This window comes from Bacillus sp. ISL-7, assembly GCF_018613065.1.
In genome coordinates, this window is record NZ_JAGGQW010000031.1 from 294,126 (window position 1) to 313,903 (window position 19,778).

Annotated in this window: 16 protein-coding genes; 7 read left to right on the top strand and 9 right to left on the bottom strand. The window is 36.8% G+C overall.

The annotated features are described in order from the left end of the window. Positions 1–36 precede the first annotated feature (36 nt). From J7E66_RS10790 to J7E66_RS10820, 7 genes are all read right to left on the bottom strand, one after another. Positions 37–2,052: an ABC transporter ATP-binding protein gene (locus J7E66_RS10790; RefSeq protein ID WP_214999900.1), complete on the bottom strand. Its 2,016-nt coding sequence runs from the start codon at positions 2,050–2,052 to the stop codon at positions 37–39. After that, on the bottom strand, positions 2,049–3,806 hold the full coding sequence (locus J7E66_RS10795; protein WP_214999902.1) for an ABC transporter ATP-binding protein: 1,758 nt from the start codon (positions 3,804–3,806) through the stop codon (positions 2,049–2,051). The genes J7E66_RS10790 and J7E66_RS10795 overlap by 4 nt, the downstream gene beginning before the upstream one ends. 432 nt (positions 3,807–4,238) lie before the next feature. After that, the gene (locus J7E66_RS10800; RefSeq protein ID WP_251032863.1) at positions 4,239–6,287 is read right to left on the bottom strand and encodes a transglycosylase domain-containing protein; all 2,049 of its coding nucleotides are present in this window, start codon (positions 6,285–6,287) and stop codon (positions 4,239–4,241) included. 153 nt (positions 6,288–6,440) lie between these two features. Further along, positions 6,441–6,896, bottom strand: a complete 456-nt coding sequence (locus tag J7E66_RS10805; RefSeq protein WP_214999905.1) for a helix-turn-helix transcriptional regulator — start codon at positions 6,894–6,896, stop codon at positions 6,441–6,443. Positions 6,897–7,006: 110 nt separating this feature from the next. Further along, a complete protein-coding gene (locus J7E66_RS10810; RefSeq protein WP_214999907.1) occupies positions 7,007–7,162 on the bottom strand; it encodes a FeoB-associated Cys-rich membrane protein in 156 nt (51 codons plus the stop codon). A 21-nt stretch (positions 7,163–7,183) separates the two neighbouring features. Continuing rightward, complete coding sequence (feoB, locus tag J7E66_RS10815) at positions 7,184–9,187, bottom strand: ferrous iron transport protein B (protein ID WP_214999908.1); 2,004 nt, start codon at positions 9,185–9,187, stop codon at positions 7,184–7,186. Next, positions 9,187–9,411 carry a FeoA family protein gene (locus tag J7E66_RS10820; RefSeq protein ID WP_214999910.1) on the bottom strand — a complete coding sequence of 75 codons (225 nt, stop codon included), beginning with the start codon at positions 9,409–9,411 and terminating at the stop codon, positions 9,187–9,189. Before J7E66_RS10820 ends, feoB begins: the two co-directional genes overlap by 1 nt. A gap of 298 nt (positions 9,412–9,709) precedes the next feature. Here J7E66_RS10820 and J7E66_RS10825 point away from each other — a divergent pair, with 298 nt between their 5' ends. The 7 genes from J7E66_RS10825 (at position 9,710) to J7E66_RS10855 (ending at position 17,159) form a co-directional block, all read left to right on the top strand. Beyond that, complete coding sequence (locus J7E66_RS10825; RefSeq protein WP_214999912.1) at positions 9,710–10,861, top strand: histidine kinase N-terminal domain-containing protein; 1,152 nt, start codon at positions 9,710–9,712, stop codon at positions 10,859–10,861. Positions 10,862–10,983: 122 nt separating this feature from the next. Further along, on the top strand, positions 10,984–11,538 hold the full coding sequence (locus tag J7E66_RS10830; RefSeq protein ID WP_214999914.1) for a GNAT family N-acetyltransferase: 555 nt from the start codon (positions 10,984–10,986) through the stop codon (positions 11,536–11,538). 142 nt (positions 11,539–11,680) lie between these two features. Beyond that, a complete protein-coding gene (locus tag J7E66_RS10835; RefSeq protein WP_214999916.1) occupies positions 11,681–13,009 on the top strand; it encodes a hemolysin family protein in 1,329 nt (442 codons plus the stop codon). Positions 13,010–13,301: 292 nt separating this feature from the next. Beyond that, complete coding sequence (locus J7E66_RS10840; protein ID WP_214999918.1) at positions 13,302–14,654, top strand: hemolysin family protein; 1,353 nt, start codon at positions 13,302–13,304, stop codon at positions 14,652–14,654. Positions 14,655–14,782: 128 nt separating this feature from the next. Continuing rightward, complete coding sequence (locus tag J7E66_RS10845; protein WP_214999920.1) at positions 14,783–14,968, top strand: hypothetical protein; 186 nt, start codon at positions 14,783–14,785, stop codon at positions 14,966–14,968. 417 nt (positions 14,969–15,385) lie between these two features. After that, entirely contained in the window at positions 15,386–16,642 is a 1,257-nt protein-coding gene (locus tag J7E66_RS10850; RefSeq protein ID WP_214999922.1) for a DUF445 domain-containing protein, read from the top strand. Positions 16,643–16,793: 151 nt separating this feature from the next. Then, a complete protein-coding gene (locus J7E66_RS10855; protein ID WP_214999924.1) occupies positions 16,794–17,159 on the top strand; it encodes a cytochrome-c oxidase in 366 nt (121 codons plus the stop codon). 77 nt (positions 17,160–17,236) lie between these two features. On the opposite strand, the gene J7E66_RS10860 is transcribed toward J7E66_RS10855, so the two are convergent. Both J7E66_RS10860 and alaP read right to left on the bottom strand, forming a co-directional pair. Further along, a complete protein-coding gene (locus tag J7E66_RS10860; protein ID WP_214999926.1) occupies positions 17,237–18,049 on the bottom strand; it encodes a 5'-nucleotidase, lipoprotein e(P4) family in 813 nt (270 codons plus the stop codon). A 164-nt stretch (positions 18,050–18,213) separates the two neighbouring features. Next, on the bottom strand, positions 18,214–19,614 hold the full coding sequence (alaP, locus tag J7E66_RS10865) for an alanine permease AlaP (protein WP_214999928.1): 1,401 nt from the start codon (positions 19,612–19,614) through the stop codon (positions 18,214–18,216). Positions 19,615–19,778 lie beyond the last annotated feature (164 nt).

Sequence of the window (19,778 nt, forward strand, 5' to 3'; positions counted from 1 at the left end):
AGACCCCTTAACAAATTTCGTTAAGGGGCCATTTTTCTATCCTGCCAGATCTGTGCTGCCCTGCTGAAGTTGGTACATCTGATAATATTTCCCCTTATTCCCCATCAATTCATCATGTGATCCCTTTTCAACGATCGTCCCTCGATCCAATACAATTATTTGATCGGCATTTCGAATCGTTGATAACCGGTGGGCAATGATAAAGGTTGTTCTCCCTTTTTTCAGGACATCCATAGCCTCTTGGATCACTGCTTCTGTCTCTGTATCAATACTAGAAGTGGCTTCGTCAAGAATTAGAATCGCAGGATTAAAGCTAAGCGCACGGGCAAAAGAAATTATCTGCCGCTGCCCGCTCGAAAGGGTGCTTCCTTTCTCAAGAACAGGTTCATCATACCCATTTTCTAAATTTTTGAATACCTTTTCTGCTCCAACATCCTTTAATGCTTTCTCGATTTTTTCTTTTGTCATCGAAGGATCATTAAGACTTACATTGGAAGCAATCGTTCCTGTAAATAGATAGGGATCCTGTAAAACGATGCCCATATGGTTTCGGATCGTTTGACGTGGGATGGATTCAATATCCCTTCCATCAATCGTAATTTTCCCCTTTTGACAATCATAAAAGCGGAAAAGTAAATTCATGATTGAACTTTTTCCAGAACCTGAATGACCCACGAGGGCAATTGTTTCACCTTGCTTCGCTTCAAAATCAATATTCTTTAGCACGAATTCTCCTTCTTTGTATCCAAACGAAACATGATCAAATCTTACATTCCCTTTAAAACGAGCAATCCGCTCACCACTAACATTTTCCCCTGGCTCATCCATCAACTTGAATACTCGTTCACCGGCCACAAGTGCCTGCTCTAAATTAGCCAATTGATTGACAATCCCCTGAACAGGTTGGAAAAGGCGGTTGATGTAATCAACAAAGGCATATAGCATCCCAAGTGATAGGATAGTTGAAGTATTCAGCGCCTGGCCCCCGAAATACCAAATAAATGCCACAAAAATGAGATTTCTTAATATCCCAACCAGATTATGAGAGGTTAATGCATTTAAACTTAATAGCTTATTCTGGTACGTAAAATGCTCATGGTTTAGTTTTTCAAAATCTGCTTTTGTTTCTTTTTCGCGACTGAACGCCTGAATAATACTCATCCCTTGGATGGACTCATTGATGGTTGCATTTATATCGCTATTCCTAGACCGGATGACACGGTTATATTTAGAAGCATACTTCCGGTATATTAGCATCCATGCATATAGAATTGGCAATAATAACAAACAAATCGCTGCAAGCTTTCCATTCAAAATAAACAAGGCAACATATATTCCTGTAATATATATGGCACTAGTAAAAAAGGTAGCAAGAACAGTAACATATAACTCCCGGATTGCTTCTGTATCATTCGTGATTCTTGCTACCACTTTACCTGCAGGCAAATTATCAAAATAATTAATCGGCAACCGTTGTATCTGACCATAGACATCTTCTCGCATTTTTTGAATGATACGGTTGGCTGATTTTTGTAATAAAAAACGTTCTCCGTATTGAAAAACGGCTGATACAACCAAGAGTCCAAAATAGATGGCCAATAGTTGAAAGATAGCTGGAATCTCTGGCTGGTAAAAGGATAATATTTCAGACCCCTTTAGGGTTTTCGCCTGATACTCTGCCTTTCGTCCACCTTTTTTAATCTCCAAAATTCCTGCTTTTAAGCTTCTCTTCCCATCAAATTCAAGTCTTTGGTCAATGAAAACGAACTTGGAACCGACTTGCAAAATTTGAATTTGTTTTCCCTTTTGTTCTGATATAGATAAATACTTTTCTCTTGTGTAAAATTTCCCGTCATAATTCACTGCCCGATTGCCACTTGCGGTTTCATACCAAACAGATTCAATCCCTAATATATGCTGATCTATAATATTTTTAGCAATAAACGGTCCTGCAAGGTCGGTTCCGACAGAAATGGTCAGCATGAACAATGCCGCTATAATAATTTTTTTATAAGTAAAAGCGTACTTAGTTAATCGCTTCCCAGTTGTCATGCTGATACCCCCTCATCGACCTTACCTGCAATCTGTTGGCGGATAAATTGTTCCTTATACCACCCATTGTGTTCAATCAGTTGTTCATGTGTTCCCTCTTCAACAATTCTGCCTTCATCTAGAACGATAATATGGTCTGCATGCTCGATAGCAGACATTCGGTGAGTAGTAATAATCGTTGTTTTATCTGTTCTTACCAAGCGGATATTATCAATAATTTGTTTTTCTGTTTTCGCATCAACGGCTGATAAGGAATCATCAAGAATAAGGATTTCTGGATTTTTGATAAGCGCGCGGGCAATCGAAATACGTTGTTTTTGCCCTCCTGATAAGGCCACACCCTTTTCTCCTACCATCGTAGCTAATCCTTCCGGAAGCATTTCAAGATCCTTACGGAACGCCGCTAAATCTATGGCTGTTTCTAACTCTTCGTCGCTGGCATCTGTCCTGCCGAAAAGAATATTGTCTTTCACACTTCGAGAAAACAGGACATGATCTTGGGGCACATAACCAATCCAGTTACGGACTTGATTCAAGGTTTGTTCCTCTAATGATACCTCTGAAATAGATACCTTACCGGTCCCAAGTGGATATTGCCTTAATAACTGCTTAATAAAGGTGGTCTTTCCTGAGCCCGTTTTACCTACAATTCCTAATGTTTGCCCCTGAAGAAGTTTAACATCCACATTTTTTAGATTGTCATTTTTAGAAGATGGATACCTGAAGGTTGCCTTTTGATAATCAATACGATCCGCTGTAGCGATTGCAACAGGTTCGAGTGGATTGCCGACTTCTACCTTATAATTAAGTATCTCATTCACACGGTCTAGAGAGGCATTCCCTCTTTGCATCACATTGATTAACTCACCAATAGCAAACATTGGCCATATCAGCATCCCTAAATACACATTAAAGGAAACCAGATTGCCTAATGTAATCGTTTGATGAAAAACTAAATAAGCACCATACCCGAGACCAATTAAATAGCTTATTCCTACAAGCACCTTTATCGTGGGATCAAATAAGGCATCAATTTTTGCAACCCTAATATTCTTATGATAAACATCCTCCGTGAGTTGATGAAACCGATTACAATCAGCCGCTTCTTGAACAAAAGCACGGATGACCCTTACTCCTGCGACAGATTCAAGCACCCTGTCATTCAGTTCACCGAAGGCATCCTGCGCTTCCATAAAGCGAGTATGAATCCTTTTCCCATAAATTTTCATTAAAATGGCCATTAATGGCAGCGGGATAATAGCCGCTAATGTTAACTTCCAGCTAATGAAAAGTCCCATTGTCAACAGCAAGGTTAACATCCAAACGCTAGAATCCACTAGGGTTAGGATCCCAAAGCCTGCTGTAATAGAGATGGCTTTTAAATCATTTGTAGCACGTGCCATTAAGTCCCCTGTTCGATTTTTTTCATAAAATCCCGGGGTCATTTTTATTAAGTGCTTGACAAATCGAGACCTGAGTTTCCTTTCAACGAGGAAGGCCCCTCCAAATAAACGATACATCCATATATAGGTGATCGCGTAGGATGACACCGTAATTAATAAAAGAATACCGAGGTACCTGAGAATTTTCTGTTTACTTATAATACCGATATGAATATCATCAATCGCCATTCCAATTAATTTTGGCGGCATCACATCCAAAATACCAACTAAAATTAATAGCGTAATGGCAATCATATATCGCTGCCAATTTTCTCTAAAGAACCAACTTAATTTTTTTAATACCGCAAACATAACTGACTGCCCCCTTATGTTTTACTATCCGCCTTCTAGCGCCTCCGTTGTATTTCCAATCCTGACTAATTCTAAATTTCCCATCAAATTTACCTCCTTAAAGCATTTTTATTTATAAAAAAAGACATACCGCAGTAGTGCAGTATGCCTCCTTTTAAAAAAAGGGACAAAAAAACACACGTTACGTATCAAATAAAACGCAACCTGTGTTTTTGTCATTTATTAATTTTCGCGTCTAAAATTAACAGGAAAATTCTTCAGGACAGGTTACATTCAAATATTCAAATGGTAAAAAAGCTGGATTGAATTTAATCATTATTGTAACCCTCCCTTTCCTTTTTTTTCTTCTTTTGTTAGATTATCACCAGTTTATTTAAAAGTCAATTCCCATTTTTCAGAATTGTTTTATCTATTGTCTTTCGGATAAAAATATTAGTGACCCTCACCATTCCCTCTATTCTTCCACTTCTTCTTCCACTTTTCCTTTTGCTTATTCCACTTCTCTTCCCATTTCTGAACCTCATTATTAAAGTTCTCTTGAATATTACCTCGTTTCTTCGCCTCTTCTTCCAGCCTTTTCTTCTCTATAAATGAAGTAATATGTGAGACATTAAAGCTTTCCGATGGTGCATTCTTTAGTGCCTCCGTCATCACTTCACGAAAAACAACCGCCGAACCTTTATTACTTATTGGAGTTACGTAATGATTAGCATCTGTTTTATCATAGCCTACCCAAATAGCTCCAACCAGCTGTGGTGTATAACCAACAAACCATTGGTCCTTTACACCATTGATGCCCTTGATTGGAACCTGAGTTGAACCTGTTTTCCCTGCCGTTTCTCGGCCCGGTATTTGTGCAGCACTTCCTGTTCCTTGTTCAACTACACCAAGGAGCATTGTCGTCATATTATCGGTAACAGCTTTTGTAGTGACTCGCTCCTTTTTTGTTTTCCACTCAGCGATTACATTTCCGTCTGCATCCACAATTTTCTTGATTGCATGGGTCGTCACTCTTACACCATGATTCGGAAAAACAGCAAAGGCTTCAGCCATGTTGAGGGGAGAGACTCCTTTATGCAAGCCTCCCAGGGCAAGTGATAAATTGCGGTCATTTTTGTCCAATGAAATTCCAAACCGTTTGATAGAATCTAATCCTTCTTCGATCCCTAGCTCATTTAATAACCATACTGCTGAAACATTTTTTGATTCTTTAACGGCTTCATACATCGGCACTTCTCCAGCATATTGATGATCGTAATTACTCGGTTGATAATCGCCAAAAGTCATCGGTTCATCTTTTAACATATCGGTCATTCCCCAGCCATTTTCCAGTGCAGGTGTATAAACAGCTAATGGCTTAAAGGAGGATCCTGGCTGTGCTTCTAATTGTGAAGCACGATTATAGCCCCTAAAGGTGTGTTTCCCTCTACCGCCAACAATGGCCCTGATCCCGCCTGTCTTTGGATCAACTAATACTCCACCACTCTGTATAAGGCGATCCTTTCCTTTTGGAAATAATGTATCATTTTGATACGTCTTTTCCATTGCTGTTTGCATCGTCGGTTCTAACTCTGTATAAATTTGATAGCCGCCTGTTAGTAATTTATCCTGTGATAAGCCGTATTGGTTGATTGCTTCATCTAATACCTGATCAACATAATATGGAAATTTACCTCTGAACGGGTCCCCTCCCCTATAATTCAAAACCACTTTTTCATGCTTCGCCTTCTCATATTGCCGACTCGAAATATACCCTTGTTTTCGCATTTGTGTTAATACTAGATTTCGCCTTTCAGTCGCTTTCTCCATATGTTCATACGGATTTAAGGCTGATGGCGCTTTAATTAACCCTGCGAGTAAGGCAGATTCACTGATTGTTAGGTCTTTCACCTCTTTGGCAAAATATTTGCTGGCAGCAGTCTTTATTCCCCATGCACCATTTCCAAAGTAGATTTGATTTAAATACATTTGGAGGATTTCGGGTTTCGAATACTCCCGTTCAATCTGAAGTGCTAAAAAAACTTCCTCCATTTTCCTGTTTAAAGTTTTTTGTGATGTAAGTAGAGTATTCTTTGTCAATTGTTGAGTAATGGTACTGCCGCCTTCGACCATTCCTCCAGCTTTTAAGTCACGGATGAGTGCCCTAGAGGTTCCAATTAGATCGACACCATTATGTTGATAAAACCGATGATCCTCAATGGCAATGATGGCAGTTTTCAATGAATCAGGCACCTGCTTGATTGAGACACCTTCATTTTTATTGGCCGACACTTTACTTGCTACATTCTCGTTTACATCATAAAACACGGTTGCTTGGGGCAGCTCGTTTTTAAGTCCAGAAATATCTGCATCCTTGGAAAAATAATAAAGAAGACCGAAAAAACTTAAGACGAGAACCAATACTGATAGCACTAATATTTGTAGTAAGTGCCACTTTTTCCAGTTCATAAAAATGGCGCTAACTTTATCTTTAAATACCAAATGAAAAACATCCTTTAACTGTAATCTTAACAGGTATACTTTTTTGAGTATGGGGTTGATTTTATGATGGTTTTCTATGAAAGATAACTCCAACGATTAGTATTCCACAAAAAAGAAAAAAGATGGGCAGAATTCCCATCTTTTCAATGTCTATTATTCATTTTTTATCAATTCTTTAAAGCGTTGTCTCGAAAGTTTTTCATCAATACTGCTAAAGATGCGGTAATTTCTTTCATCCAAGATGCGAAAATGTTTACTTAGAATATTTTGTTGAAGAATATAACCGTTTTTCTTTGATAATACTCTCCACCAGATCCTGCCGCCAAACGTTTTTGATTTACGAATATCTATTCCTTCACGGGCAACCGTTTCTAACACTTCGAGCGGTTCATTTCCAAATAAGAATTGGACTGTTTCCGTTTCACGAAAAAGAGCGCAAATAGAAACAGCGGTAGACCAGTTGGCAAGAACTCTGCCTTTCTCAATTTGAACAAGTGTTTTCTTTGAGACACCAATGATTTCTGCCATTTTATCCTGAGTATAACCTGCCTCGGTTCGAATGAGACGAAGTTTTTCAGAAACCTGCATCATAATTTCATCCCTGGTCACGTTCAGCCCTTCCTTCAATTCCAACTAGTGTAATTTTACACTAGATTGTCGTATCATTCAAATATTAACATTAAAAAACTGCTACCTCATGGATAGCAGTCTTTTAATAATTATTGTATTTTAGGAGGGATGCCGCACTTGCTAGAACATGAATTATTCAAATCACATGCGCCGCATTTTCCCTTTTTCGATTTATTAATAAACCTGACCAAGGCCCAGCTCGCGTATCCAAAAATAGCTGCCCCTATCAAAATATTGGCAATCATTTGCTCCACCTCTTTTAAGAATTACACAAGTCCAAACAGTTTGCCGCCTTGATAGATAATCAAAGAGAGGACATACGCAATAGCAAATGCATAGATTATTGAAAAAGCTGTCCATTTCTTTGAATTCGTTTCTTTATAGATTGTTGCAACCGTCGCTAAGCATGGAATATATAACAATATAAAAACCATAAAACTATAAGCTGCAAGCGGTGTATAATAATCTGCCAATAATCCTTGCAGACTTGCATCGTTCGGAACAAAAAAGATGATATTCATGGTAGAAATAATTGCTTCTTTTGCCAAGAATCCAGTAATTAACGATGCGGATGCCTGCCATGTTCCAAAACCAATCGGATCAAAAATTGGCGCAATAACATTCCCAATTGCCGCTAAATAACTATCATCCATGTCAACCTTTAAACCATTGGGACCCGCATATGATAGCAGCCAGATAAAGACAGAACCAGCAAAAATAAATGTTCCAGCCTTTCTTACAAATCCTTTCCCTTTATCCCATGTACTTCTCCAAAGTGATTGAAATTGGGGCAGTCGGTAGGGCGGCAGTTCAATAACAAACAATGAAGTTTCTAATTTAAGTACAGTAGAAGAAAAGACTTTTGCCAAGGTTAACGCAACAATGATGCCAAATACATACAGGCTAAGGACAACCAATGCCTTATTTCCTGCAAAAAACGCTCCAACGAATAATGCATATACCGGTAATCGTGCCGAGCAAGACATTAACGGGGTTAGTAAAATGGTTAGCAACCTCTCCCTTGGTGTTTCAATTGTTCTTGCTGCCATTATTCCTGGTACATTGCAGCCAAAACCAATCATCATTGGGATAAATGCCTTCCCATTTAAGCCAACTGATTCCATAATCCGGTCCATTACTAATGCGACTCGAGCCATGTACCCTGAATCTTCTAATAAAGATATAAAAAAGAAGAGGATAAAAATTTGCGGTACAAAGACGAGAACCCCGCCTACCCCTGCAACTAAGCCTTCAATAATTAAAGCATGAATAAAATCGGAAACATGAATAGTAGTTAATACCTTCTCAAATCCTGCCGTAATCTGTCCGGTTAAACATCCATCCAAAAGATCAGATAATGGGGTTCCAAGCCAATCAAAAGTCAACATAAACATAAAATACATGAGCAACAAGAAAATTGGCATTCCTAAAAAGCGATTCGTAACAATACTGTCAATTTTTTCAGAAAGAGGAATATCTGAACTACTTTTCCTAGCAACTTCCGCGAAAATCTTCTCGATTACTTCTTTTCTTTTTTGATAAATATAGTTGGCTAAAGATTTTACATCATATTGTTTCTGTAATATTGAATCAAGATTTGCCATAATAGAAGTTAGCTTAGTTACATCTACAATGCTATTTAAATAGTCTCTAACATATTCATTTCCTTCAAAATATTGGATCGCTAGAAAGCGTGCAGAAAGTTCGGTTTTTCCATTTAACATACCGGTCAATGTCACAATCACTTCTTCGACCTCTTTACCGTAGTAAACGAGGTTCTTTTTGACAGGCTGGATTGATTCTGTTGAGATGACATCTACTAGTTTATCACAGCCTTTACTGCTTCTTGCCACCACCGGAACAACTGGCACCCCGAGAAACTTTGAAAGCTTTCCTGCATCTATTTGAATCCCGCGCTTATTAGCCACATCAATCATATTAAGTCCAATAAGGGATGGCTTTTCAATCTCCAGCAATTGCAAGGTCAAATGTAAATTACGTTCTAATTGTGAAGCATCTAATATATTTAGCAGGCGATCAACGGATTCATTCAAAAAGAAGGATGTAACCACTCCTTCATCCTTTGACAGCGGATTAAGTGTATACACACCTGGTAAATCAATTAAATGGCCAATATTATTTTTAAAAATACCAACTTTCTTTTCAACGGTTACGCCGCTCCAGTTACCAACATACTCATAGGATCCTGTTAGATTATTAAACAATGAAGTTTTCCCAGTATTGGGATTTCCAATTAGAGCGATTTCCATTATATTTTCTCCACTACAATCTGAACTGCTTCCCTACGGCGGATACCGACACATTGTCCACATGATTCAATCATAACTGGCCCGCCAAATGGCATCACACACTTCACACACACTTCTGAGCCCTCTGTGATCCCTAAGTCAAGTAAACGTCTTTGCACCAGGAGACCAACTTGAGAAAGATTAACGATTTTCCCTTTACCCCCTGCTTTTAACAATCCGAACATTTATATCACCCTATCTATGTTAATTGAGAATGATTATCTTTCAATATCGTCATTTTAACACTTATTTATAGGTAATAATCATAATAAATTTGTCAAAAGTTCGAAATCTTTTGTGGCTTTTACAAAGAAAATATAAACTGAGTGATGCTAGATTTTATTCTTATTTTCCCATATGATTCTAGTATTATGATTAAAATCGGAAGTAACACTTTTTATGATAAAATAAAGAAGGATTTTTGCTTTAATCATCGAATTTACACTGTAAGCAGTTTTGTCAATAGCATAGGGGGAAAACGGCATGTTCACGGAAAGCGAAACGGATTTAATTGATTATTTTAATCAAAATAAACAGAAATTGATTCAAGAATGGGAAAATGCTATTGTTACCACTAAAGCAGACCCTTTTAAATTGAAGATTCATGAAAACGGAGCCGCCTTACTCGAAGCTTTGCTTAATATGCATAAAATGACTAAGCAAGAGCTTTTAAACATTATCGAAAAGCTAGCCATAGAAGTTTCGGAAGAAAGAGTATTGGCTGATATTAACCTTGGAGATTTTGTTTATAATGTAAATCTTGGGAGAACAGTTTTATACAGCTTTTTAGGTAACACTGGGATCCCATGGTCAGATATGCAAGAAGCGTTAAACAGGATAAATTTTTGCTTTGATAAATTTTTATACTATGCTGTTTCACATTATTCTGAAGCAAAAAACAAAATAATCGAAGAAAAAACAATGCACATCGATTCTACCCATCAGGATCGATTAACACTACTCGGCCAGATGACATCAAGCTTTATTCATGAGTTTAGGAACCCACTAACTTCTGTTCAAGGATTTATTCAATTACTGAAAGCTGATTATCCGGATATGAAATATTTAGATATCATTTCAAGTGAATTGGATCAACTTAATTTTCGTATTTCGCAATTCTTACTTTTATCAAAAAAGGAGTTAATTGGAAAGGAAAAGGATGACTTCAATTTAAATAAATTAATTGATGAAGTATTAAACTTTCTATATCCAAGCATTCTCGATGGAAAAGTAAAAATAAGAAAAGAATTAAGTGAAGATATTACTCTTAATGGGTATGCGGATGAAATTAGGCAGGTATTAATTAATATCATATTTAATGCGATAGATGTATTGAATCATGATGAGAATCCCACTCCAACAATTGAGATCAATAGCAGTCTCGAAAATCAGTCCATCAAAATCAATATTTCCAATAATGGCCCAGTGATCCCAGCTGAACTTAGAAAATCCATTTTCGAACCATTTTTCACGACGAAAAAACTGGGTACAGGTCTTGGATTGTTTGTATGTAAAGAAATTATTGAAAAACATAAAGGGAATTTAGTTTGTGATTCCACTCCTGATAAAACAACATTTTCGATTAGCTTACCAGTCACAGCCATCCCTAGTGGCAATGAACAAGGTCATTCATAGTCCTATTATCCAATCCCACTTTCATTAAAGCAGGGATTCTTTTTTTTCTCTTCAATATATCTTCCATTATAAACTCCTGTTGCATATGATGAACTAAAATTTTTTATCAGGAGATTAGGCCAATGTTTACATTAAAGGTTGATAATGAAATTGAGCTCCAGTTGTTCCAGCAGCATCACGCCTTAAGGCTGTATCAGCTAGTTGAGGAGAATCGTGAACATTTACGTGAATGGATGCCCTGGGTGGATAGCATGAACTCCCCTTATCAATTTGAGTCGATTATTCCCGTATGGCTGTCCCAGTTCTCAGAAAATAGCGGATTAAACGTAGGGATACTCTATAAAGGTGAACTAGTTGGTTCAATTGGATTACATCAAATTGATTGGCATAACCGTATGACAAGTATCGGCTATTATCTTTCCAAAAATGCAGAAGGTCATGGGATCATGACTCGTTCCGTCCAATCCCTTATAAACTATGCCTTTTTCACATTAGGCTTAAACCGTGTTGAAATTCGCTGTGGTATAAAAAACAAAAAAAGCCGTGCGATTCCTGAGAGATTCGGTTTTGTAAAGGAAGGGATCATTAGAGACGGCGAACAATTGTATGGACAATATCATGATCTTTTTGTTTATAGCATGCTTGCCCGCGACTGGAATAAAAGAATTGCCTATTAAAAAATGTCTAATTACAAATCGTTCATGCTGCCTATTGGCAGCATTTTTTATAGGCCGATTTGCTAATAGAATTTTTTTTTGAAATAATGTATACAGTACAACGTAAGTGAGGTGGCATACCTTACCTTTTGTAAGGTGATAGATGATTTGGATGAATGTAATTATTATTGTTATCCTAATAGCCTTTACCGCACTTTTTGTCGCTTCTGAATTTGCGATGGTAAAGGTTCGAACAACAAGAATTGATCAATTACTGTCAGAAGGAAACCCCAAAGCGGAAGCAGCAAAGAAAGTCATTTCTAATTTGGATGGATATTTATCAGCTACTCAGGTTGGAATTACAATCATCTCCCTAATATTAGGATGGCTGGGTGAGCCCACTATTCGAAAGCTGCTAGATCCCGTTTTTGAATGGATTCAATTACCCTTATCTTTAAAACACATTATCTCGTTTATCATTGCTTTTATTGCTATAACCTATTTCCATGTTGTAATTGGGGAATTATCACCAAAAACGATAGCGATTCAAAAAGCAGAAGAAATCCTCTTGTTTTTTGCACGACCGTTAATCATATTTTATAAGCTGATGTATCCCTTTATTTGGATTCTTAATCGTTCCGCCAGATTTGTTACTGGGCTTTTCGGAATACAACCAGCCTCTGAGCATGATATCGTCCTTTCGGAAGAAGAACTACGGTTAATCCTTTCACAAAGCTATGAGAGTGGGGAAATAAATCAATCTGAATACCGTTATATGAACCGAATTTTTGAATTTGATAACCGGATTGCAAAAGAAATTATGGTTCCGAGAACTGAGCTTGTAACTCTATCCAGGGATGCCTCAATGGAAGAAATTATTGAAATAGTCAAGGAAGAAAAATACACTAGATATCCCCTTATTGATGGTGACAAAGATAATATTTTAGGTGTTGTTAATATTAAAGAGGTCTTAACCGATTGTATTCAGCAAAAATGTACCGGCGAAAGGCCGCTTATCCCTTATCTTAAGCCAGTCATTCATGTCATTGAAACAATTCCCATTCAGGAACTACTAGTCAAACTGCAAAAAAACCGTTCACACATGGCCGTTTTATCTGATGAATATGGAGGGACAGCAGGAATTGTCACGGTCGAAGATATTCTTGAAGAAATTGTTGGTGAAATACGGGATGAATTTGACTTAGATGAACTCCCACTGGTTCAGAAAAAAGCAGATGGGCATTTTATTTTGGATGGAAAAGTACTAATAAGCGAAGTAAACGATCTACTGGGCACATCACTTGATGAGCAAGATGTAGACACGATTGGGGGTTGGTTTTTAACACAAAAGTTTGATGTACATAAAGGTGATTCCATCGAAAACGACGGATTTGTATTCGAAATTAATGAGATAGAAGGTCACCATATCTTATATATTGAAGTATATAAAGCAAAAACAGAACAAAAAAAAGTGGAAGTGGCTCCTGAATAGGAGCCAGTATTATTTTAGATAATTTTTGTAATATTTCGTCTTTACTGTTCATATTCACTATGTTTTCCCATAAAATATAGTTATCAACCAATATACTAACCAGAACGTTTGACTGTACGGTTCAAATTCTTTATAATTATTGTTAATTTACAAAATTGTCGAGGTGGTATAATGACCATTAGACGAGATTAGCAGAAAACTAGAAATGAGTTTATTTTGATACGAGTTAATTTTTTTTATTAAACTGGGAGGTGACTCCTTACCTGTCTAAAAACGGGATAAGGGAACTTATTTGGACATATTTAACTTGGTTATTATAGCCATTTTAATTGCTTTAACTGCTTTTTTTGTAGCTTCAGAATTTGCTATTATCAGAGTAAGAAGCTCAAGAATTGATCAGTTAATCGAAGACGGAAATTCGAGTGCTGTGACAGCTAAACGAGTGATTTCGAACCTAGATGAATACCTTTCTGCCTGTCAGTTAGGAATTACCATTACTGCCCTTGGATTAGGTTGGCTTGGTGAATCGACATTTGAAAAGATCCTGCACCCTATTTTTAAAGGCCTGCATATTCCCGAAAGTTTTAACCAAATATTATCTGTGGGCTTTGCATTTGCAGCGATTACATTTTTACATGTAGTAATTGGTGAACTTGCACCTAAAACATTGGCGATCCAGAAAGCAGAATGGATTACCCTGATGATGTCACGTCCGCTCATCCTTTTTTATAAGGTGATGTATCCTGTAATTTGGCTGCTTAATGGTTCTGCACGAATTACAACACGTTTTTTTGGGCTTAAGCCTGTTTCTGAAAACGAAATCGCCCATACAGAAGAAGAGCTTCGAATTATTCTATCTGAAAGCTACAAAAGTGGTGAAATTAACCAATCAGAGTTTAAGTATGTAAATAAAATTTTTGAATTTGATAACCGTATTGCCAAAGAAGTTATGGTCCCTAGAACGGAAATCGTTTCCTTATCTAAGGATGATACATTAGAGACTTTTCTTCAGGTTTTACGTGAAGAAAAATTTACACGGTATCCCATCATTGATGGTGATAAGGATCATATAATTGGGCTTATTAATATAAAAGAAGTTATGACTGATTTAATTGGTAATGAAAAACTAGCTGAACGTACTCTAGAAAACTATACACGACCAATAATTAGAGTAATAGAAACGATTCCTATCCATGACTTATTAGTAAAAATGCAAAAAGACCGTGTCCATATGGCGATTTTAATGGACGAATATGGCGGTACTTCCGGGCTGGTTACTGTTGAGGATATCTTAGAAGAAATTGTTGGGGAAATTCGTGACGAATTCGATATGGATGAAATTCCAGAGATTCGCAAAATTAAAGAAAACCATTATATTATCGATTCTAAAGTATTAGTTAGTGAGGTCAATGATTTATTGGGAGTGGAGATTGACGATGAAGATGTCGATACGATTGGCGGTTGGATTCTAACCGAGAATTACGAAGCAAAAGAAGGAGACATCCTACTTCATGAAAGCTATTCCTTTAAAATTCTCGATATGGAAGAGCACCATATTAAATATATCGAGGTCTCCAAAATTGCCAATAATGGAGAGGCGGTTAGCCAACAAGTTTCAATATCCAATTCAGAAGTGCTATCTTAAAGAAGTTCTTAACCCAGATCGGTTTCCGGTCTGGTTTTTTTTATTGAGAAAAATAAATGATTATAGGACTCTTGACCAGTCAACGATCTTCTTAAAGCATATTCTAATCACAAAGGAGGGATTTTAGAATGGATCGTTTAGCAAATTTATTTTTAGCTTGTATCTTAGCCGGTTTTGCCTTAGTTAATATGCCAACAATTTCATTTTTAGCTGGGCTGTCATCATTTTTCCATTTAGTAGGGGCACTTGCTATTTTAGTATTTTCTTTTGTTTTGCTTTACCAAGGTGTCAAATCATTATTCAGTAAAATATAAGCGTTTACTTAATAGGAATCAAGACGCCGGTTGATATGCTGTATTTCTCTATTGTGTGAATCTTCAATCCTCTGAAGTGATTCTTTAATGAAACTAAAAAAACAAGCCAGCATAGTACATCTGGCTTGTTTTTTTAGTTTCATTAGTTTACTTGTTTATCTATGCTTGATGCTAGTAACTTTTCACTTTCAAATACTTTTCCAAGTTTTTCTTCACCTTGGGTAAAGGACGCTTTGTTACCTTTGCGACATAAGCCTTTAAATCTGCATTTTAAGAAATATTTATGTTATTTTTTTCCTAATCCGACAAGTATTTAGCAAATAAGCCATTATTAAGTATTTTTTTTTGCTTTTTTTTCTGTAAAATTGAGATAATAGCATTAGACAATAATATACTCAAAAAACGAGGGGTTTCATGATGTTAAATCGTAAGAATAAAACACGGCATTTAGCGACAATTTTTCTTGCTGTGATGGGAATCGGCTTTTTAGCTACTATTCCGATACAGAATTCAATCTGGGGGAGCATCCTACAAGGGGGATTTGAAGCCGGTCTGGTAGGAGGACTGGCTGACTGGTTTGCGGTAACCGCATTATTCCGTCATCCACTAGGAATTCCTATTCCACATACTGCTCTTCTTCCCAAAAATCGTAACAGAATTATTGCTGGAATAATTTCAATGTTAGAAAATGATTGGCTAACAAAAGAGAGTATTCGAAAAAAAATAGACACCATAAATTTTACTAAAAAACTATTTGAGATCATCTATAATGAATTACCATCAAAAGCCGTTCAAAAGTCTTTCCTAATGATTTCTAAACATTTGATAAAAATATTTGATATAAAAAAATTTGCTCCGCTTCTAGAAAAAGAACTAAAATTACGAATCAACGATTTGGATAGCAAGAATTATCTCCCCTTGCTTATCGACCAGATTAGTATTAGAAAATATGATGAAAAAGTACTAGATTATATCCTAAAAGAAATTGATGAATGGGCCAGGAAAGAAAGTACGAAATACAAACTTGGTGGCTTGGCTGTAGATGCGGTGGAAAATATTAAGGCAGATGGTTTTATGCAATTTGCCTTAAAGTCATTTAGCAACCTTGTTAATGAAGAAAAGCTAGGGAACATTATCCAAAGTCTTATTCTAAAAGGTGTAGCCAGCTATAGTGACCCCTTAAATCAAAATAGACATACCTTATTGATTCATTTGAATAAAAAGCTGCAATCAATAAAAAGTGATGAAAAGATTTATGAAGAACTTAATAACTTTAAATCCCAGCTAGTAGATAAATGGGAGTTGCAAGAACAAATTACTGATTTATTAAGTCAGATCCAGCAAAAAGCTTATGACTTTGTCGAAAAACCTGCCTTTTATGATGATTATCTCCTCCCTTTAATTAAAAAGGGTTTAGAAGGTATCGAATTAAATCCAGAAAAAGTGAACCTTATTGAAGCTTGGATTAAAAATCATATTTTTAGTTTTGTTGATAAAAATCATTCAAAAATAGGAATGCTTGTTAAAGAAAATTTAGAAAAACTAGATGATAAAACACTTATCGATATGGTTGAAACTAACGTTGGAAAAGACCTTCAATGGATCCGTGTCAATGGTGCAGTATGTGGATTTTTAATAGGAATTGTTTTAGTAGGAATTAAAGCACTTTTTTAATGCTTAGCAAAAAGCTACCATTTATTGGTGGCTTTTTTTCGTCCATGAAATTCTTGCTTTGTCCTCTTGAAATCAAAGTTATTTTTCAGAGTATTTCAACATAATTAGTACTGTAGTCATATCTTTTAGGATTAAAAGAGGAGGCGGAAAAATGGCAATTCGGTTGATTAAAATCTCTGTTGTGTATTTTGTCATTGGGGTTTGCATGGGTATGTATATGTCAATGACGGAAAGTTTCGACTTCACACCGGTTCATGCCCATATTAATTTATTAGGTTGGCTGACTATGGCTGTCGCTGGTCTCATCTATATTGGTTTTCCAGGTGCTGCGGAAACAACACTGGCAAAGGTTCACTTTTGGCTTCATAATATTTCTCTTCCCATTATGATGATTGGACTCGCTTTTTTAGTAACCGGAACGGAAAGTGCCGCGCCTGCAGTAGCTACAGGTGGGACCCTGATGGTATTAGGTATCATTGTCTTTGCAATCAATATCCTTAAAAATGTAAGGAATTGAGTTGCTCTTGTTGTCTATGATAGTATTTATTTTATTTCGTCCAGACAAAAGACGCCTTCTCTGGCGTCTTTTTTATTCTAACGGTATGTTTCCAAGAATTTCTTTCTTAGTTTGGCTTTTTCTTCATCAGATTTCTTGTAATCATAATTATAAATGGCGCCTTCCCAATCACCATACATTGGGTTTGGAAACAGAATCAGCTTTTTACCGAATTCCTCCCTATACCTGTCCACTGCTTGATTTCTTTCTGAAACGGATAACAAATCAAAACCACTGAAATCTCCAAGGTTATCGCCAAATAATAGAAGTATTTCATGTGTTCTCCCTACTTGCCTGCGGCGCGTTTCTTTCCCTATTTCACCAGGCTGCCGTAATAATACATGGTCTGTATCAGCTTGTGGTGCCCCTACACTCTGTAAATTTTTAATAGCTGCATCTTTTTGTGATTGATAACGGTTAGAAATGTAATAAATCTCCACTCCTAATGAATTTGCGTACTGCAAAAATTCAATTGCTCCCGGAAGCGGTTTTGCTTCTGACCGCTTGAACCATTCATTCCAATTAAACGGGATTTTTCTTCCTGCCATTACATACCAGGCTTGATGAGGGCTGTTATTTAAAATGGTCTCATCGATATCAAGGACAATTGCCGGCTTTAAGCTACTTTTTCCCCTTTCTTTTTTCATGATTTCGTCCAATCTCATCCTTCCAATGTTATAGCCTTGATAATATAACCCTTTTGCTTCCCCGGCGCTTTGAAACCAAAGTACCGACATCGTATTTTGTTCAGACAAATTTTCAGCTGTTTCTGCATTTGCATGAACACTAGTTAGGAATATAATTAAATATGTTGCTGCTATCAGGGTAATAATTTTATTCAATACCAACATAAATCCCTCATTTATTTTTTAATGTTAGTATGTGAAATAGGAAAAATTCCAATCATCGATTCGGAATTGTTGAGAGAAATGCAGCAAATTTAAGTTAATCATATAATAAACGCAGTGGATTTTTACCCACTGCGTTTTTCATGTATGTTTATTCATATAGAAAATTAACTAACTCGTTCTTCTACTTTATCCTTGATTGCATCTCGTTTATGAAATCCTTTTGCATAATAAACTGCAACCAAGAATACTAGGAATAACGGTCCAATTACTAATGCAATCCTCGTATCCGGATTATAAGCCATTAACCCAATGACAAAAGCTAAGAAGGCTAATGAAATATATGAAGTAAAAGGGAAAAGTGGCATCTTATATTTTAAAGCTTTCGTCTCAGTCAACTTTAAGGTTTTACGATAGCGAATTTGTGATAAAAGAATGACTCCCCACGTCCAGATCGCACCAAAGGTCGCAATACTAGTAACCCATGTAAAAACTTTTGCAGGAACAATATAATTTAAGACCACGCCAATCAATAACGCACCAGCAGAAGCAACTACTGCAATCCCTGGAACACCACTTTTTGTGACCTTCGCGAAATTCTGTGGTGCCTCACCATGCTGAGCAAGGTTAAATAACATCCGTGCCGTACTAAAAATCCCACTGTTACAGGACGAAAGTGCTGCTGTTAATACGACGAAGTTAATAATACCTGCTGCTCCCGGTATCCCAATTTGTTCAAAGGTCAGTACAAATGGGCTTCCTTTTGTACCAATTTCCTCCCATGGATAGATAGACATAATGACAAATAAAGCACCCACGTAAAAAATTAGAATACGCCAGAAAACAGAATCGATTGCTCTTGCAAGAGATTTCTCAGGATTTTTAACCTCACCTGCAGTTACCCCAATCATTTCAATCCCTAAATAGGCAAACATAACCATTTGTAAAGATAATAATACGCCTTTAATCCCATTAGGGAATAACCCGCCATGATCCCATAAATTCTTAATTCCAGTAGCAATACCACCGTTGCCAATACCAAAGAAAATCATTCCAATTCCGATGGCAATCATCGCAATAATCGTAACAATTTTAATTAGCGCAAACCAAAATTCTAATTCACCATACGCTTTTACCGCAAGGAAATTGACAGTCGCCATGACCACCAGTGCGGTGAGTGCCCAAATCCACCGTGGAACATCCGGATACCAATACTCCATGTAAATTCCTACAGCTGTAATCTCTGCCATACAGGTAACGACCCATAAAAACCAGTAATTCCAACCTGTTATGTATCCAGCAAGTGGTCCTAAATAATCACGCGCATATTTACTAAAAGAACCTGCAACCGGTTTTTGAATCGCCATTTCTCCCAGTGCACGCATAATAAAAAACATAATTAATCCAGCAGCAGCATATCCAAACAAAATACCTGGTCCCGCCATCTTAATGGCTGTTGCAGAACCAAGAAATAGTCCTACCCCGATGGCTGCCCCTAAGGACATCAAGGTAATATGCCTTTCTTCTAAACCACGATGTAGCTCTTTCCCATGAGTGTTTTTACTCATATAAATCCCCCTTTATGAATAAACTTCAAAATTCTCTCATCCCAATGAAATAATTTCTTCTCTTTATTAATATAGCAATATTAGGCTTCACTTTTAAGCTTTTTATCACTAATTCCTCCTTTTTTCCTAATGATAACGCTTTCAAAAGAGCAATTATAAAAATA

Excerpts from the sequence above, each read along its gene's own strand:
- J7E66_RS10790 (WP_214999900.1), bottom strand. The coding sequence starts at position 2,052 with ATGACAACTGGGAAGCGATTAACTAAGTACGCTTTTACTTATAAAAAA.
- J7E66_RS10795 (WP_214999902.1), bottom strand. The coding sequence starts at position 3,806 with ATGTTTGCGGTATTAAAAAAATTAAGTTGGTTCTTTAGAGAAAATTGG.
- J7E66_RS10810 (WP_214999907.1), bottom strand. The coding sequence starts at position 7,162 with ATGATTGCCAATATTTTGATAGGGGCAGCTATTTTTGGATACGCGAGC.
- feoB (WP_214999908.1), bottom strand. The coding sequence starts at position 9,187 with ATGGAAATCGCTCTAATTGGAAATCCCAATACTGGGAAAACTTCATTG.
- J7E66_RS10820 (WP_214999910.1), bottom strand. The coding sequence starts at position 9,411 with ATGTTCGGATTGTTAAAAGCAGGGGGTAAAGGGAAAATCGTTAATCTT.
- J7E66_RS10825 (WP_214999912.1), top strand. The coding sequence starts at position 9,710 with ATGTTCACGGAAAGCGAAACGGATTTAATTGATTATTTTAATCAAAAT.
- J7E66_RS10830 (WP_214999914.1), top strand. The coding sequence starts at position 10,984 with ATGTTTACATTAAAGGTTGATAATGAAATTGAGCTCCAGTTGTTCCAG.
- J7E66_RS10835 (WP_214999916.1), top strand. The coding sequence starts at position 11,681 with ATGATTTGGATGAATGTAATTATTATTGTTATCCTAATAGCCTTTACC.
- J7E66_RS10845 (WP_214999920.1), top strand. The coding sequence starts at position 14,783 with ATGGATCGTTTAGCAAATTTATTTTTAGCTTGTATCTTAGCCGGTTTT.
- J7E66_RS10850 (WP_214999922.1), top strand. The coding sequence starts at position 15,386 with ATGTTAAATCGTAAGAATAAAACACGGCATTTAGCGACAATTTTTCTT.
- J7E66_RS10855 (WP_214999924.1), top strand. The coding sequence starts at position 16,794 with ATGGCAATTCGGTTGATTAAAATCTCTGTTGTGTATTTTGTCATTGGG.
- J7E66_RS10860 (WP_214999926.1), bottom strand. The coding sequence starts at position 18,049 with ATGTTGGTATTGAATAAAATTATTACCCTGATAGCAGCAACATATTTA.
- alaP (WP_214999928.1), bottom strand. The coding sequence starts at position 19,614 with ATGAGTAAAAACACTCATGGGAAAGAGCTACATCGTGGTTTAGAAGAA.